The following is a 17,570-nucleotide window of genomic DNA, read 5'->3' as shown; positions in this document are numbered from 1 at the left end:
TGATTAATGGAGGTATGTATGAAAGTTATTGTAGGACTTGGAAATCCAGGTAAGCAGTATGAAAAAACACGTCATAATGCTGGATTTCTAGTAATTGATGAGGTTGCATCAAAATTAGGTATTTCAATCTCAACAAATAAATTTAAAGCCCTTATTGGGGAAGCATTTGTAGGAACTGAAAAGGTCATTCTCGTAAAACCACAAACATTTATGAATCTCTCAGGAGAGTCAGTGGGTGAGGTAGTTCGCTATTATAATGTAGATTTGGAAGATCTTTTAGTAATTAGTGATGATATGGATATTACGGTTGGATCACTTCGACTAAGAGAAAAAGGCTCTTCAGGTGGACAAAAGGGAGTTAAAAGTATTATTGACCACTTAGGAACCAATGAATTTCTTAGACTTAAGGTTGGTATCGGAAAAAGCAGTAATATCAAAACGGTGGACTGGGTGCTGGGGAAAATCGATGAAGATACAGCAATTCATATGGGTGCAAAATGTGTTGAAGATTTTATTAATGGAAAACGCACAGAGCAACTTATGAATGAATATAATATAAGAGTTTAGCGATGAATTGGTTATATGATTATTTAGAAAAGCACACGCTGGTTAAAGAATATACCCAGGGCAAAAGTATTTTTGCCCATTTAAGCGTGGTTCAAGAAGCACTCTTAGTTCTTGGATCAAGCAGAATAAGTAAAAAACCTATATTTATTGTTAAGGAGAATGAGCAACAAGCAACGAATTTATTTAATGAGATTAAACATCTCGACGAAACTGCGAATGTTGTTTATTACAATCACGAGGAATCTTTAAGAGTCGAAGCAATTGTTCAATCGGAAATTATGAAAGCGAATCGAATTGATGCACTGTATAAGATTGTGAATGGCAACTTTGACATATGTATTACTCATGCTATAGCATCTGTGCGAAAATTATCACCTGTAGACGTTTTAAGAAAATCAATCATTAATATCAAAGTGGGGGATGAGTGGGAGCCTATCGCGTTATCCCGTCAACTAGAACGTCTTGGTTATTCACGGGTTAAGTATGTTGAAAAACCTTTTACTTATGCTGTTCGTGGGGGTGTTTGTGACGTTTTCTCCATTCAAATGGATCAACCATTACGTATTGAATTTTTTGATGTTGAAGTGGATAGTTTAAGGTATTTTGATATTGCAAACCAGCGTTCCTTAGAACAAGTTGAGGAAGCCAACATTGCCTTTGCGACAGATATTCTGCTTGATCAAGCTGATATTGAAGAAATCACTCAGACACTCAGCGAAAAAATAAGTCACCTAGAGAATCAGGAACTCATTCACGAAATGGAACAAAAGCGCGAGTTACTTCACATGCATCAATTTGATGTAACACTCTATCCACTACTATCATTCTGGTCCCGTTATGCTACAATTTATGATTATTTAGCCGATTCGAACACTTACATGAGTCCAATTGAAGCGGTTGAACGTACACTTAAACAAAATGCGTTGGATGCACACACATTTATTGAAGAACAATATGAAATGAATCAGATGATTTATGTGTCCGATATTTTTGAATCGTTTGAGCGAATTAAAGCGGGTCACGCTTATCGCGAGATATTTGAATATCAAACAGAAGGTGAAGTCTTTATTCCTTGGCATACTGCAAACATTGTATCCGAGAATATCGAGCAAACATTAAAATGGCTACGAAAAGAAGCTATTACGCAAAAAGTTATTATTGCTTTAGATGAAGATACGATGGAAGATTTTATTAAGATGATGATTCAGCAAGGGATTGATTATCAAGTTCTCATGGATAAACCAAAATCAAACGGTATTTACATCGACTATGCACACATAACGACGGGCTTTATTTTAGAAGATATTGATACGGTTATTTATACAGCAAATGAACTGTATAAATATAAAAAAAGAACATTCCGATATGATAATAAGTTTTTAAAAGCTGAAAGTCTCAACCAGTTGTCTGACCTCGACACGTTAGACTATGTTGTTCACCGTCAATACGGTATTGGAAAATACATGGGTATTACTACAAAAGAAATCGATGGAATCCATAAAGATTTTATGCGTATTTTATATCGAGACGGTGATGAATTGTTTGTGCCTTTGGAACAATTTAACCTTGTTCGTAAGTTTATGTCCCGAGAAGCGGCCTCTGTTCGTTTAAGTAAGCTCGGAAGTAGTACCTGGCAAAAAAATAAAGAACGAATTAAACAAGATGTAGCCGATGTTGCAGACAAATTAGTTACACTCTATTCTACAAGAATGGATGCAAGCGGATTTGCTTTTAGTCCCGACACAGAATATCAAAAGCAATTTGAAGATGCTTTTGAGTATGAATTGACCCAAGATCAGAAAACAGCAATTGAAGAAATTAAACGTGATATGGAACGAGATGTACCTATGGACCGTTTACTTTGTGGCGATGTAGGATTTGGTAAAACAGAAGTTGCGATTCGGGCTGCTTTTAAAGCTTTTGTGGATCATAAGCAAGTTGTGTTTTTATGTCCAACAACTATTTTATCGCAGCAACATGCTCGTACGCTTAAAGAACGGCTTGAGGATTTTCCTGTAACGATTGAAGTGTTAAATCGATTTGTTTCGGATAAAGAACAAAAAGCGATCATACAACGTGTAAAAGACGGAAAAGTCGATATTTTAGTTGGAACACATCGGGTATTATCCCGCGACGTTAAATTTAAAGACCTAGGTTTACTCATTATTGATGAAGAACAACGTTTTGGTGTTGAACATAAAGAACGTATTAAGGAATTTAAGGTGTCTGTAGATGTTTTATCGTTGAGTGCGACACCAATACCTCGTACGCTCCAAATGTCTCTTATTGGGCTTCGTAGCTTGTCTCAACTTAATACACCACCATCAAATCGACTTCCCGTAATGACTTACATTATCGAGAAGAACCAACAAACCATTAACGATATTATTTCTAAAGAATTAAATCGTGATGGTCAAGTGTTCTATTTGTTTAATAATGTGGAGCAAATCTACTCAGTAGCGTCAGTAATTTCAAATCATGTGGAAGCTGCGACGGTAGCGGTTGTTCATGGACAAATGGAACGTCATGAGATTGAAGATGTAATGATTCGATTTATTAGTAAAGAGATTAATGTCCTTGTATGTACAACAATCATAGAAACAGGAATTGACATTCCAAATGCAAATACAATTATTGTAGATAACGCGCATCGATTTGGTTTATCCCAGCTCTATCAAATTAAAGGACGTGTAGGGAGATCGGACAGACTTGCCTATGCTTACTTTGTAGTTCCGAATAAACAGGGACTAACTGAAGTGGCACAGAAACGACTTCAAGCCATTAAAGAATTCACTCAATTAGGAAGTGGTTATAAGATTGCGATGAGAGATCTTACAATTCGAGGGGCCGGAGAATTACTCGGTGGAAACCAATCTGGGTTTATCGATACCGTCGGCATCGATTTATACGTGCAATTACTTAAAGAAGCAATTGCAAAACGCCAAGGAAAAGAAGTCATCGATGTTGAAGAGCAAGAACGATTTAATCTCAAAGTAGATGGTTATTTACCGGAAGACTTTACGAGTGATGATGGTGAAAAATTGGATCTGTACCAACAAATTAATCAAATCCAAACATTGGACGAATTGAAACAATTTAATGACATGATTGATGATCGTTATGGTAAATTGCCGAATTCTGTTAAGATGTTATTAGAAAAGACGCGCCTTGAACTCTTCTTAAATGATAGTCGAATTAAATCATTCAAAGAACGTGTCAATAAGGTTGAACTTGTTTTTACCGAGATATACAGCAGTCAAGTAGATGGTGTTCATCTCTTTGAATTAATCTCTGAAAAGTCCAGTGAAATCAAAATAAAGTATGTTAACCAAACAATTATTATTACGATGCCAATGTATACTGAGTGGGCAGAAGATTTAATTTACATACTCGAAAATTTAAAGGAGCAAAAACAATGAGACTCGATAAATATCTAAAAGTATCACGTATTATTAAACGTCGTACTGTAGCTAAAGAACTTGCTGATGATGAACGTGTGTTTATCAATGGAAAAAAAGCGAAACCTTCATCAGAAGTATCGCTTGAGGATCAAATAGAAATTCGGTTTGAGCACAGACACATCAAAATAGAAGTAACATTTTTAAGTGATAAAATCTTGAGAAGTAATCCGCCTATGTATGAACTTATTTCAGATCAGCGGATTGAAAAGACAGAGTAGAAAACTGCCAACTCTTGCAATTTTTGAGAATGTCAGTATAATATGTGTAGATAAATAAACTTTACAAATAATTTTAATATAGAATTAAACAAAGAAAGAGAAGTGGTACGATGGGACAAACAGTTACGAAAACACGAATAGCTAAGAATCCAACAATTAAAATTGCATCAATCATTCTTGGTATATTGATAGTATCCGTTTCATGCCTAATGTTATCTAAATCTGCTAAAGAATTAGTTTCAACATTTCAATTGAATCAACAACTTAAAAGTGTACGCTCAAATTTAAAAGTACTTGAAACGAAACAAGGGGAACTTGCATTGGAAAAAGCCAAACTTCAAGATCCTACTTATGTACAGAACTATGCTCGAGGGAAACATCTCTTGTCAAAATCTGAAGAACAAGTGTTTATTTTACCAAAAACCGAGTGATTCATATAAATCAAAATAAACAAAACACAGAGTAAACGTGTACCACCACGCAAGTTCTGTGTTTTTTTTTGTTTGAAAAAGAGAAAAACCCACAATAAAAGTGGGTTTTTAAAAAATTAATTATAAATAAATTTTGGACTGGAACTAAACTAAATTTCATTCATGAGTTCAATATTTTGTGTTCTTTTAATTTCATAACGGATGACACGTCCACTATCAAACATCAATGGGTTAAAATGAAATTGTTGAATTTGGCGGTTTTCATATGTAGAGATATTTACAGTTTGTTTTTCGAGGTCGTACGCAGATGTATATTGTGTATACTGAACGCTCTCGTCATCACCTATAACAAGGCCGTAAGGGATGTCTGCTGTATTTAAAATACGGAATACTTTATCCAAGGCTTCGTGATCGTTTGGTTGCTTTGAAAGGGTATTAAACACGGTTGCACGGACAAAACGTGATTGAGGGGTAAAGTCACCCGGTAAACCAAATAAACCATTCCCTTTACCAGAACTGTACGATTGAAATTTACCGAATTTTTTAGCAGGATGAATATGTGGATTCATCGATACGTAATTTTGAAGATTTTGAACATGCCACGGAAACTCAGGTTGGTTTGTAAAGGTGCCAATTTCATTGGGATAAATATCGAAAGAGCCAGCTGATGAAGGTTCAATTACTATACTTGCCCCGGTTCGGTCTACAAAAACATAATGTTGTGGAAGTACTTCGCCTAATTGATTAGGTTCATTAGAAATTGCTACCTCTTTGATTGCTTTTCGATGTAAATCAACAATTGAATCACAATTTAAGAGCGCCCAAGTTACAAACTCTTCACCTCGTAAAGCTTGTTTACCCATGAGTTCAATTGCACTTGAAGGCGCATAGTCTGAATAATCGTTACCGAAATAAAAACTACCACCTGTAAGTCCATGCTCGTTCATGCCATCCATAAAGAGAATGCCTTTTGAAGGATCATCAATACTGATACCGGATGCTGCATACTTTGCGACCACAGGGGACAGCGTATTATTAACAACCGTTCCTCGCGGAACGATAATCCCACAAACGGGTAAAAGGGTGTTAAACTCTTGTGTTCGACCCCAAAAAGTATTATTTTGCTTTGAAATTACTTGTATTCCTGTACACATAAACGTACCACCTTTCTCGTCTCTAATATATTACCATTTTATGTGAGTAATAAGTGAATATCCCTAAAAAAGGTCAACCAAATTTACGGTTTAACCTATTGTTTTTGCGTGATGTAATGATTTAATTTATAAGCTAGTGAAATTGTCTTGGCATCTGTTATACGATTAGCTGTGATATCAGCAATAATATCATCTAACTCACGCGTATAAACATTTAAGACTTCATTCTCATCAAGATCTTGGCCGACGAAGTCAAGATCAGAGGCATAGTAAAGATACAAGACTTCATCTAGATAGGCAGGTGAAGGATGAATGTAACCAAGCGGTACGACCGTTTTGGCTTCAAAACCAATTTCTTCGCGTAGTTCACGTAAAGCTGCTTCATGTGGTTGTTCACCCTCGTCAATTTTACCGGCAGGAAATTCTTGCATGATGCACTCTACACCATAACGATATTGATCAACACAGTAGAAAGATTTATCATCATGTGTTGCAGCGATACATACGCCTCCGGCGTGTTTCAAAACTTCTGCTTCAAATAAACCTGTTTGAGTTTTAAAGGAGACATCGTAAACATCTACAATTTTCCCTTTGTATTTTAATGTTTCATTCAATTTTAAACCATCTCTAACCATTTAATCTTCCTTCTTTACTATATGTTTGATTAATAAACCAAAAGCTACACAAAACATAATCAGTGTAAGGACTGTCAGTGCGGTTATATCAACAAAGTAATTAATAACGATTAACGCAATCACGATTCCTAAAACAATCATATAAACGTTATCGTTTGAAGCTTTTTGGAAACCTTTTTTAATTCGATTCATCATATTTCTTCCCTCATACTATTTCTTCTTCTCTTACATAATAATCCAAATTGATAAAACGCACAACTTTTAGAAAGACCATGCTATAATATTTAAAGAAGAGGTGTAAGCATGACATTATTTGTATCATTTGAAGGTCCCGAAGGCAGTGGAAAGACAACCATTACAAAGATTGTTTCAGAGTATTTTGAAGCGAAGAAACAACCTGTACTTTGTACTCGAGAACCGGGTGGGATTCCAATTTCTGAAAAAATTAGAGCATTAATTTTGGATCCGGAACATAAAGAAATGGATGATCGAACGGAAGCATTACTCTATGCTGCAAGTCGTCGCCAACATTTAATTGAGAAAATTCAACCAGCTCTAAATGAGGGGAAACTCGTAATTTGTGACCGATTTATTGATAGTTCACTAGCATATCAAGGGTATGCACGTGGAATTGGTATTGATGCGGTGTGGGATATCAATATGTTTGCAATTGATGGTTTTTTACCCGACTTAACAATCTTTCTCGATGTTAATCCTGAAGAGGGATTAGAACGCATTGGTGTAAGAGGTTATAAAGACCGTTTAGAACTCGAAGGCAATGTGTTCCACGATAAGGTCTATCAGGGCTACCAAGAAGTGATTCGTCGGTTTCCTGATCGTATTAAAATTGTGGATGCGCATCAATCCATCGATGCCGTTGCGGCTGATGTCATTGCAATTATTGAAGCGACTTTAGGCCATGAGTAATCTTGAATATCAAACGAAAGCACTGAATTTATTTCATCGCCAACAGGAGAAACATCGTGTTTCGCATGCGTATCTCATCGTAGGTGATCAGGGTGCTTTAGCGTTTGCGAAATATATGGCAATGAGTTTAATGTGTCGAGAACAAAGCATTGGTGCATGTGGTACGTGTTCAGTATGCCAGCGCGTCCACTCGAACCAGCATGCTGATGTTCGAATACTTAGCGGTAAAGAACAGAGCATAAAAAAAGCAGAAGTAATCGATCTTAAAGAGTATTTTAGTCAAACATCTATTGAGACGGATGGCCATCAAGTTTATATCATTGAAGATGTAGATAATGCGACGGTTGAGGCGATGAATAGTCTCCTTAAATTTCTTGAAGAACCTGAAGGGGAGATTACAGCAATTCTTACCACAAGTAAGGAAAACCGTGTCCTCGAAACCATTCGCTCACGTTGCTTAACCATTCAACTTGAACCGATGAATCATCAAATTTTATTTGAAACGGCATGCAACCAAGGGATGGACCGCATTGATGCATACTTATTATCGAGAATGAATCAAAACCTTGAAGAAATAGAAGCTCAAAGTACGGATGCGTCGTATAAAGAGAGTAGTTCTATTTTCTTTGATGTTTTGGATAGTTTAAACCAGGGTGATTATTTGAGTGCAATTCTTACCTTACAGGTCGAGGGTATTAAGAAAAAACGGATGGACCGTGAGCGACTTGTACTGTTTTTTGAACTTTTTGAATTTGTACTTTCCTCGCAGGGACAACGTGAAGAAAGCATCAAGATACGTACAAAAGACCTACCAAAAAAAGATAGCATTAACATTCTTCAGATTGCCTTGAGCATGAAAGATCGGATACGTCCTGGAGTTAATGTGAATCTTGTCATTGATCAATTTGCTTATGAACTTACGAAATACTACAAAAACCTTTAATCTAGATTAAAGGTTTATCTATTTTAGGAGAATATGATGATAAAACAACAAAGCTTTAAAAATGATAAACCAACTCTGTTTCTTGTTGCGACGCCAATTGGGAACTTAAACGAAATGACGCCACGCGCAATTGATATTCTCAAAACCGTTGATATTATTGCCGCAGAAGATACGCGCAACGCACGTAAACTTTGCTCGCACTTTGATATTGAAACCAAAATGATTAGTCACCACATGCATAACGAACAGGAATCAACAAAAGGGATTATAGAACTGCTTGCAAGCGGTAAAAATATTGGTTTAATCAGTGATGCAGGCTATCCACTTATTTCCGATCCAGGGCAAACACTCGTACGGGATGTTATTGAAGCGGGATATAACGTTGTACCAATTTCGGGGAGCAGTGCGTTCTTAAATGCCCTTGTTGCATCAGGATTAATTGTCCAACCGTTTGCTTTCATGGGGTTTATGGAACACAAAGAAAGTCAGCTTAAGAAACAACTCATCCAACATAAAGATTTACCGATGACAACAATCTATTATTTATCAGTTCATAAATTAGAAAAGACATTAGAAATCGTGTATGATGTGTTAGGTAATCGAAAGATTTGCCTTGTGCGTGAGTTAACAAAAATGCATGAGGAGTTTATACGTGGTACGGTTACTGAAGTCATGGAGTCCGTTGAAACGATAAAAGGTGAGTTTGTAATTGTTATTGAGGCAGATTCTACAGAAGTGGAAGTAAGTTTCGATGATTTAATCAGACACATTGAGGAACAGATCAATGCAGGAAATTCTGTTTCGCGTTCAATTTCTTCTGTGGCAAAAGAGAATGGTGTTTCTAAAAATGAACTCTATTCTTACTATCACGAGAATAAATAGGAGGCCGTAATGAAAATATTTGATTACGAAGATATTCAATTAATTCCAAATAAATGTATTGTGAAAAGTCGCTCTGAATGCGATACAAGCGTTAAATTGGGAAATCGAACCTTTGAAATGCCTGTTGTACCTGCAAACATGCAAACAATAATCGATGAACCGCTCGCTATCTGGTTAGCAGAACATAATTATTTTTATGTAATGCATCGTTTTAACGAGGAACGTCGTTATGGCTTTATTCAAGATATGAATCACCGTGACCTTTATGCATCAATCAGTGTAGGCGTTAAGGATTCTGAATATGATTTTGTTCGTCGTTTAGCGGCAGACAATGTTATTCCAGAATATATCACGATTGATATTGCTCATGGCCATTCAGAACAAGTAATACGAATGATTAAGCATATTAAAGAATACCTACCAAACACATTTGTGATTGCAGGAAATGTTGGGACCCCAGAAGCGGTTCGTGAACTGGAAAATGCTGGAGCTGATGCAACAAAAGTTGGAATTGGACCGGGTAAGGTATGTATAACTAAATTAAAAACAGGGTTTGGAACTGGCGGATGGCAATTAGCTGCATTATCATGGTGTGCTAAAGCTGCCCGAAAACCACTCATCGCTGACGGAGGAATTCGTGACCATGGTGATATTGCGAAATCAATTCGCTTTGGCGCAACGATGTGTATGGTAGGCTCGCTATTTGCTGGACATGAAGAATCACCTGGAGAAACCATTGAAGTTGATGGAAAAGCATTCAAAGAGTACTTTGGGAGTGCATCACAATTCCAAAAAGGCGAACATAAGAATGTTGAAGGAAAGCGAATCTTAATTGAACATAAAGGAAAAATCGAAGATACCCTAAAAGAAATGCAACAAGATCTTCAATCATCAATTTCCTATGCGGGTGGTCGTGATTTAGAGGCGATTCGTAAAGTGGATTATGTGATTGTAAAGAACAGTATTTTTAATGGAGATCGCTAGATTCAAGCATTTTTTCTTAAAATAGCATATTTTATGCTATAATTAAGATGGTGATGATAATGAGTATCAAACTTACTAAACAAAGACAAGAAATCTTAGATTTAATTCAAGCATCTGAAGGACATATGACGGCAGACCAAATTCATACAAAGCTTAAAGAAGGCGATGTGTCCATTGGTATTGCGACTGTCTATCGAAATTTAAATGTGCTCTATAATGAAAAATTAATTAATCGCGTAAGGCATCCAGAATTAGGATTTATCTATGATAAAAACTTACATGATCATTATCATTTTAGATGTCGTGAATGCAACCGCATTGAGGACGTTGAATTAGATTATCGTAAAGAATTACATGAACTGGTTGAAGAAGAATTAGGATGTGTTGTGTTAGATCACGACATCACCTTCGAAGGAATATGTAAGGATTGCTTAGCAAAAGCAGAGAATAAAGATTCATAAAGGGTGAAAGACCTTAATAGAGTTAGACTTCGGTCTAACTTTTTTGTGCAAAAAAAAAGAAGCACCTGCTTCTTTTTTTTTATTTGACCGAAAACAGAATACTTTCGGATTCTTATTTGTAACTAAGTGATACTTTACCTACTGCTTCATTTACTTTTTCATAACTATATAAATCTAATTGAGAAAAACATTCAACAAGTTGTTCAACAGTAACTGTTTGTAGATGTTCAACGATTGCTGATGCGGTTAAAGCTTCGAGTTCTTCTTCTAAACCTAATAAGTACGTTGGAGTTGTTTCTAAAGCTTCGGCGATATCATAAATTTTTGACTGAGGTAAATCGATTACACCCGCTTCAATTTTAGCGATTGTAGAACGAGATGTATATCCGACAGCAACAGCAAGTTCCTGTTGAGAAATACGTAGTTCTTTACGACGAGCCTTTAGTCTTTGACCTAATATATTCGACATAATTACTCCTTCACCTCAATGAATATAGCACTTATATTCTTATTTTGCAATATCTATTCAAAGAGTGTGAAAAATTCATATAAAAATAGAACATTGTTGTTTGGAAATGAAGAATTTAAGTAAAATTTGAGTTGTGAAAACGAAAGATGGTAAAAAAAACAGACATATTATGACAAATATATTTAACTAATATCTGATGGGCAAATCACCATTTGGTAATCGTATAAATGATTACCTGAAGAAAGCAATCGTGTGCCATAATACAAAGCATCCAAGGTAGCAGCATAAATATCGTTCAAACCCGTATAAAGTATCATATTATTAAAAAGATTTGAAATCATAAAACTATCAATAATGCACGGTTGTGTCTTATTGTAGATAATGTACAAATAGGCTATAATTAAGGAGAAATTCTGGCGGAGGAAATCAAATGAAAAACAATAAAAATTACTATATTACAACCGCTATTGCTTACACATCAGCAAAACCTCATATCGGAAATATTTATGAGATTGTTCTAGCAGATAGTATTGCACGCTTTAAACGTGCACAAGGTTATAATGTGCGGTTCCAAACAGGAACGGATGAGCACGGACAAAAAATAGAAGATAACGCAAAAGAACATAACATGTCACCAAAGGATTATGTGGATAATATTTCAGGTGTTATTCGTGGCCTTTTTGACTTAATGAATGTTAAGTATGATTATTTTATTCGTACGACAGATGATTATCATAAAGAACAAGTACAAAAAGTATTCAAGAAGCTTTTTGATCAAGGCGATCTTTATAAAGGCCATTATGAAGGCTGGTATTGTAAGTCGTGTGAGTCTTTTTATTCAGACTCTCAAGTTGAAGACGAAACTTGTCCAGAATGTGGTGCCAAAGTAGTTCGTCAACAAGAAGAGTGTTATTTCTTTAAGATGAGTAATTACCAAGAACGTTTGGTTCAATACATTAAGGATAATCCGACATTTATTCAACCGGAATCACGAAAGAATGAGATGCTTCAAAACTTTTTGAAAGAAGATTTATATGATCTTGCAGTTTCTCGTACTAGTTTTAAATGGGGTATACCTGTAGACTTTGATCCTGAGCATGTTGTATATGTTTGGATTGATGCTTTAATTAACTATATCACGGGACTTGGATATGATGTTGACGGCAATAACGGACCACTCTTCGATGAATTTTGGCCCGCTGATGTTCACTTAATCGGTAAAGATATTCTGCGTTTCCATACAATCTATTGGCCAATTCTTTTAATGGCATTGGATATTGAGTTACCAAAACAAATTTTCGGCCACCCTTGGTTGTTAACAGGGGATAGTAAAATGAGTAAGTCAAAAGGAAATGCGCTCTATGTCGATGACCTAACCAATGTATTAGGTGTTGATCCAGTTCGCTATATCATGCTTCATGAAATGCCTTTTGAACGCGATGGGCATTTAACGTATGAGCTCATGATTGAACGAATTAATACTGATCTTGCAAATATTATTGGAAATTTAGTAAACCGAACAATTTCAATGACAAACAAATATTTTGATGGCGTTTTAACAGTCAACAATGAAACGGAAACCATCGATGAAGAATTAATCACGGCATGTAAAAATCTGATTCCATCTGTAGAAGCTAAGATGGATACACTTCATGTTGCTGATGCAATTAGCGAGATTGTTGCTCTCTTTAGAAAAGGGAATAAGTATATCGATGATACGCAACCATGGATTCTTGCGAAAGATTCAGAAAAACAAGACCGACTTCAAACGGTTCTCTATAATCTTACAGAACTTATTCGAATTGGTGGAATTGCGCTTGAATCATTTATTCCTGAGACTTCAAAACGCATTTTAGATCAACTTCAAACAGAACACACTTCTTTTGAAAGTGCAAAAACATTCGGACTCTTTGAACTCAATAAATCTGTAGTTTCTAAAACAGATATCATTTTCAATCGTTTAGATGTGAAGGAAACACTAGCATTATTAGAAAAGGAGGATGAACCTGTGGTCGAAGAAGTAGTTGTGGAAGAAACTAAAGAAATAACATTTGATCAATTCCAAGATGTTGAGCTTCGTACAGGTACAATTGTTAAGGTTGAAAAACACCCTAAAGCTGACAAATTGTACGTATTACAAGTAGATCTTGGAACGAAAGAAGTTACAGTAGTAAGTAGCCTTGTAGATTTCTTTACTGAAGAAGAATTACAAAATCATAAAGTAGTTCTTGTAGCAAACCTAAAACCTGTAAAACTACGTGGTATTATGTCGAATGGTATGATTCTTACTGCTGAAGAAGGCGATAAAGTAAGACTTGTAACAGGCGGTGATGTAGCAAACGGAACCTTATTACGATAAGATAGGTATTGTATAGAAAAGAGGGTGCTTTATGAAAATTGTATTAGTAAGACATGGTTACACGACTTCTAATGAAGAAGGAACGTACTCAGGTTGGTCCGATGTTCACTTATCAAAACAAGGAATTGAAGACTTAAAGCAATATAGAACAGAGTACGTTTATCCACAAACAGAGCGTTATTATACATCGGACTTAACCCGTACAATTGATACGTTTAAGATCATTTACGGCGCAGAGACACCAATTTTTGAATCGAGTAAAGAATTACGCGAAATATTCTTTGGTGATTATGAGGATGTACACGGAGATCAAGTTTCTGAAAACTATTTCGATGGTTTCCTTGTAAATAAGCGCATTGCGAATGGAGAAACATTAACTGAGTTTAGCTATCGCATCATTTCAAAACTGGAAGGTATTCTAAAAGATATGAAAGAACATGATGTGGAATCTTCCACAATCGTTTGTCATTCAGGAGTTATTAAAACATTGTTAATTTTCCTGGGTAATCGACCTTTCCTAGACTTTAGAGAAATTCACGCACCCAATGGACTGGGTTACATTTTAGATTTAGATTATGATATGGAATTAAATCACATCATTCTAAACGATGTAAAAGAACTTGAGAAAAAATAAAAAATCTATCGTAACACAATGAGTTTTAGTGATAGTAAAAAAGTTAGGTAAACTTGTATGCTGATTTTAAATCAGTGAGAGCGTACCTAACTTTTTTTGACTTCGTTTTTCTAATTAAAATCATGTAAATCGTAAAAAGCTCCCACATCATGAATCGTTCAAGATTGGGAGCTTAAGTTTTTGATTAATCAGACTAGGATTCTGTCTGAACTGATAATAGATATTCAAAGTATACATCTAAGTCAGATATTACTATATTTACACCATAAACACGGTGTGGTTTATCATTAAAGAATAACGATGAAATACGATCGGTTGGTTGAATGTGTTTTTCAAGATCAAGAACTTCTTCAGATTGCGAATCAAATCGCTCACTTCGCTCAATGTCTAATGGTCCACTAAAACCTTTACCATAGATTGTATTTAAAACATCATCTGAATAGACAACAACGTTGCTGGTCATATTTTCAAGCGGTTTGATGTTCTCGCGAATATATTGTGTTGTCTTTGGATGACGACTATCGATATTTATAAGGTTATTACCCATAAATGAGGAATTTTTTGTGTTATATGCTAGAACATAATTTAAGGATTCGCCATTCGGTTCAGGTGTAGTATTAAGAAGATCTTCTTTATACAACGCAATTAATTGATCGCGTGAACCCATAAAACGGTAACCTTCTGTGAGTTTATTATTGAAGATTAATGTTTGGTTAATGGGAACATCTTCATTGAAATAAAGATTTGTGTCTTTTATTGTATCGGGATTATTTACGGCGGGATATAAAGGTTTTAAAAGCTCATCTTTAACATAGAAGAGGCGTTTAATCTTACTTCCGCTTTTTAACTTATATTCAATATAAATCGGAGTATATTCATGGGTTTTATTGAGATCAGTACTTATCAGACTACCGTTTTCTTTCAATTGATTTACAATAGAATAATGGAAAACATTTGTAATTTCAAGCAATTCTGGGTTTTCGTGGGTTACTTTTAACTCGTTTTGAAATAGGTAATTTCCAGCATTATTTAAGGAATAGGAATCACTGTACCGGTCGTATTCACGCTGAGATGTAATCGATACGGATTCAATCTTATCAATTTTAGGAATATAGTAAGTAAAACCGAATCCATTACTTTTATAAACTGTAATACAAAAAATCATTAAGATAACAGCATAGATGGTATAGTTCTTCAAAATCAGCGTCATATTTTTTAACGAACGATTTTTAATAATATTAAGTAAAGTAAATAGAAGCAATGAGATAAGAAGCGGCATTACTACAGATCCAAATGATAACGTTCGTGTACCCATTGAGAATAATGGTATTAGGAAAATAAGTACAATACCTGTGAAAAGATAAATTATGAGCGGGAAGAACCAATTATTTATAAAAGGAGTTTCGCTCTTTTCGGATTTACGGCCATCATGGATGACCAATGAAATTGAGAGTAAAATCAATCCGAGAATTAACCAATAGGATGCATAGAGCGCCATATCATAAGGATTAAAACCACGCTTTAATCCAAAGAATACGGATATCGGTGGTGATAAAAATGCGAGCGAATCCATTCTCATCGATGTGTATCCTCTAATAAAAGTGGATGCGAATAATTCCAAAGCACCAAATGCAAGGAATGGAGCAATAAAGATAATTACAGTATAAATCAATGCATCCGACAACGTACCAGTATTCATTAAGACAAACATTACAGGTGTTGTTGTAGCAAAGAAAATCGCAAGCAGTTGGAAATAAATTTCGAAATGATACCACTCAATTGCGGTTTGAAAAAGAATATTATTTAACGCATAACCTGAGAAGTATGCAAGCGTGAAAGGAATGAAAATGATGAGGAGTGTTGAAACATAGTTCGTTAAGAAGAGATCACTTCGTTTGATTGGAAGTGAGTGGAAGACATCGACTGATTTTTTACTATTTAAATAATTAAAGAGTATCATCGGGGTCACAATTGATAATATTAGGGTAATAAAGACAGGAATATAGACGGAAACATTGGAGTATTTCGAGGGAAAGTCTGTATCACGCAGCTGGATCCAACGAATGAGTATCGGTATAGGAAAAGATGTCATCAGCAGAATCGTATAAAATAATATGAGGCCTTTATATTTTTTAAAATTAAATTTTAGATATTCAAAATTTATTCGAGAATTAATCAAGGTTTTCATAGTTCTTGTTCTCCATTTCATAGATAAATATTTCTTCCAGAGTAACGTCATTGTGCTCAACAAGTAAAGGGTTCATTGCATTTAATTGTGTTTCAATTTCATTACGATTTCCTTTTAGAATAATTGAGAAAATACGTGCTGATCCAGAAACATTTAAGGGTTTAAGAAAATCAAAATTAATTGCATTTTTTTCTTCTTCAAATGCAATTTGGTAACGATGATATAATTCACCGAAATCATTTGTTGCCTGATTCATCAAAATGCTATTATCGTCAATGATTGCCACCGTGTCACAAATGTCTTCAAGCTCTCTAAGATTATGAGAAGAAATGATTATTGTTGCGTTTTCATCCAAAATCATTTCGCCGAGGAGTTGTTTAATCCGAAAACGCATAATCGGATCAAGTCCATCAAAGGCTTCATCCAAAAGCAGAATCTTCGGTTTAGAGGCAAGTGCAAGTAGCAATGAAACTTGACGTTTCATCCCTTTTGAAAGAGCGTTAATCTTGCTGTGTTCATCAAGTCCGAATAGAGCGAGCAGTTCATAATAATATGCATCATCAAAAGACTTGTAGAATACCTTATAAAATTGTTGCATATCCTTAATGGTGGATTGACTGAAAAAGAAAGGATCGTCACCAACAAAGAAAAGATTTTTTTTAACTGCTGGATTGTCATAGACAAATTCGTCATTAATGAGCACTACTCCAGCGTCCGCATGTAAAACACCACTGATCAATCTTAAGAGGGTGGACTTCCCAGATCCGTTTTTTCCAACGAGACCAATAATAGACCCTTCTTGGAATGTAATATTAATATCTTCAAGTATAACTTTATTATCAAACTTTTTATTAACATTAGTGAACTGTATCATTTTGGGACTCCTTTAATGTTTTAAGTATTGTTTCATGGCTTTCGCCTAATTCTCGCAATTTATGATAAGCTGATATAATTTCTTCATAGGCATCATTTACGAGATTATTGACGCCTTTTTCATGCTCACTTACAAATGACCCTTTACCAGGAAGTGAGTATATAAGTCCGTTCATCTCACATTCGTGATAAGCCTTTGAAACGGTATTGGGATTGACCCCTAGTTCCTTGGCAAGCGATCGAACTGTAGGAAGCTGTTCGTGTGGCTGGAGAATACCCATTGCGATAAACTTACCAACCTGTTGAATTATCTGTTCAAAGATAGGTGTTGTGTTCCGTGTATTAATTGTAAACATAGATACCTCCTGTCTGTACCACTTACAT

Annotated in this window: 18 protein-coding genes; 11 read left to right on the top strand and 7 right to left on the bottom strand. The window is 35.3% G+C overall.

Translation table 11 applies throughout. The features are described 5' to 3' along the window. Positions 1-18 precede the first annotated feature (18 nt). The 4 genes from pth to B096_RS0108960 all read left to right on the top strand — a co-directional run bounded on the left by pth (position 19) and on the right by B096_RS0108960 (position 4,677). The gene (gene pth / locus B096_RS0108975) at positions 19-567 is read left to right on the top strand and encodes an aminoacyl-tRNA hydrolase (RefSeq protein WP_018580399.1); all 549 of its coding nucleotides are present in this window, start codon (positions 19-21) and stop codon (positions 565-567) included. Between the two features lie 2 nt (positions 568-569). Then, a complete protein-coding gene (gene mfd, locus B096_RS0108970) occupies positions 570-3,986 on the top strand; it encodes a transcription-repair coupling factor (RefSeq protein WP_018580398.1) in 3,417 nt (1,138 codons plus the stop codon). Beyond that, complete coding sequence (locus B096_RS0108965; protein WP_018580397.1) at positions 3,983-4,246, top strand: RNA-binding S4 domain-containing protein; 264 nt, start codon at positions 3,983-3,985, stop codon at positions 4,244-4,246. Before mfd ends, B096_RS0108965 begins: the two co-directional genes overlap by 4 nt. A 110-nt stretch (positions 4,247-4,356) precedes the next feature. Then, complete coding sequence (locus B096_RS0108960) at positions 4,357-4,677, top strand: FtsB family cell division protein (RefSeq protein WP_018580396.1); 321 nt, start codon at positions 4,357-4,359, stop codon at positions 4,675-4,677. 149 nt (positions 4,678-4,826) lie between these two features. On the opposite strand, the gene B096_RS0108955 is transcribed toward B096_RS0108960, so the two are convergent. The 3 genes from B096_RS0108955 to B096_RS0108945 form a co-directional block, all read right to left on the bottom strand. Continuing rightward, a complete protein-coding gene (locus tag B096_RS0108955) occupies positions 4,827-5,831 on the bottom strand; it encodes a linear amide C-N hydrolase (RefSeq protein WP_018580395.1) in 1,005 nt (334 codons plus the stop codon). Between the two features lie 95 nt (positions 5,832-5,926). Then, positions 5,927-6,466, bottom strand: a complete 540-nt coding sequence (locus B096_RS0108950; protein ID WP_018580394.1) for an NUDIX hydrolase — start codon at positions 6,464-6,466, stop codon at positions 5,927-5,929. Beyond that, the gene (locus B096_RS0108945; RefSeq protein WP_018580393.1) at positions 6,467-6,661 is read right to left on the bottom strand and encodes a hypothetical protein; all 195 of its coding nucleotides are present in this window, start codon (positions 6,659-6,661) and stop codon (positions 6,467-6,469) included. A gap of 108 nt (positions 6,662-6,769) precedes the next feature. On the opposite strand from B096_RS0108945, the gene tmk reads away from it, so the two are divergent. The 5 genes from tmk to B096_RS0108920 are packed head-to-tail and all read left to right on the top strand — an operon-like array spanning position 6,770 to position 10,663. After that, entirely contained in the window at positions 6,770-7,393 is a 624-nt protein-coding gene (tmk, locus tag B096_RS0108940) for a dTMP kinase (RefSeq protein WP_018580392.1), read from the top strand. Continuing rightward, positions 7,386-8,336: a DNA polymerase III subunit gene (locus B096_RS0108935; RefSeq protein WP_018580391.1), complete on the top strand. Its 951-nt coding sequence runs from the start codon at positions 7,386-7,388 to the stop codon at positions 8,334-8,336. Before tmk ends, B096_RS0108935 begins: the two co-directional genes overlap by 8 nt. Before the next feature lie 36 nt (positions 8,337-8,372). Then, positions 8,373-9,218 (top strand): 16S rRNA (cytidine(1402)-2'-O)-methyltransferase, encoded by an 846-nt coding sequence (rsmI, locus tag B096_RS0108930; protein WP_018580390.1) that lies wholly within the window; start codon positions 8,373-8,375, stop codon positions 9,216-9,218. Between the two features lie 9 nt (positions 9,219-9,227). After that, complete coding sequence (gene guaC, locus B096_RS0108925; protein ID WP_018580389.1) at positions 9,228-10,202, top strand: GMP reductase; 975 nt, start codon at positions 9,228-9,230, stop codon at positions 10,200-10,202. Between the two features lie 59 nt (positions 10,203-10,261). Next, positions 10,262-10,663, top strand: coding sequence for a Fur family transcriptional regulator (locus B096_RS0108920; protein WP_018580388.1), 402 nt, complete (start codon positions 10,262-10,264; stop codon positions 10,661-10,663). Between the two features lie 112 nt (positions 10,664-10,775). Here B096_RS0108920 and B096_RS0108915 read toward each other — a convergent pair whose 3' ends face one another. After that, positions 10,776-11,132: a helix-turn-helix transcriptional regulator gene (locus B096_RS0108915; protein ID WP_018580387.1), complete on the bottom strand. Its 357-nt coding sequence runs from the start codon at positions 11,130-11,132 to the stop codon at positions 10,776-10,778. Between the two features lie 430 nt (positions 11,133-11,562). Between B096_RS0108915 and metG the strand changes: the two genes are divergently transcribed. Together metG and B096_RS0108905 are read left to right on the top strand one after the other, a co-directional pair. Then, positions 11,563-13,491: a methionine--tRNA ligase gene (metG, locus tag B096_RS0108910; RefSeq protein ID WP_018580386.1), complete on the top strand. Its 1,929-nt coding sequence runs from the start codon at positions 11,563-11,565 to the stop codon at positions 13,489-13,491. 31 nt (positions 13,492-13,522) lie between these two features. Then, positions 13,523-14,125, top strand: coding sequence for a histidine phosphatase family protein (locus B096_RS0108905; protein WP_018580385.1), 603 nt, complete (start codon positions 13,523-13,525; stop codon positions 14,123-14,125). 193 nt (positions 14,126-14,318) lie between these two features. Here B096_RS0108905 and B096_RS0108900 read toward each other — a convergent pair whose 3' ends face one another. The 3 genes from B096_RS0108900 to B096_RS0108890 form a co-directional block, all read right to left on the bottom strand. After that, positions 14,319-16,217, bottom strand: coding sequence for an ABC transporter permease (locus tag B096_RS0108900; protein WP_244264591.1), 1,899 nt, complete (start codon positions 16,215-16,217; stop codon positions 14,319-14,321). Between the two features lie 79 nt (positions 16,218-16,296). Beyond that, positions 16,297-17,187: an ABC transporter ATP-binding protein gene (locus tag B096_RS0108895; RefSeq protein ID WP_018580383.1), complete on the bottom strand. Its 891-nt coding sequence runs from the start codon at positions 17,185-17,187 to the stop codon at positions 16,297-16,299. After that, the gene (locus B096_RS0108890; protein ID WP_018580382.1) at positions 17,171-17,542 is read right to left on the bottom strand and encodes a GntR family transcriptional regulator; all 372 of its coding nucleotides are present in this window, start codon (positions 17,540-17,542) and stop codon (positions 17,171-17,173) included. The genes B096_RS0108895 and B096_RS0108890 overlap by 17 nt, the downstream gene beginning before the upstream one ends. Positions 17,543-17,570: the final 28 nt, after the last annotated feature.

Origin of the sequence: Erysipelothrix tonsillarum DSM 14972, from assembly GCF_000373785.1 — a bacterium.
Lineage (GTDB): Bacteria > Bacillota_I > Bacilli_A > Erysipelotrichales > Erysipelotrichaceae > Erysipelothrix > Erysipelothrix tonsillarum.
Note: the sequence above shows the minus strand (reverse complement) of the source record. Positions and strands in the feature narration are given on the sequence as shown.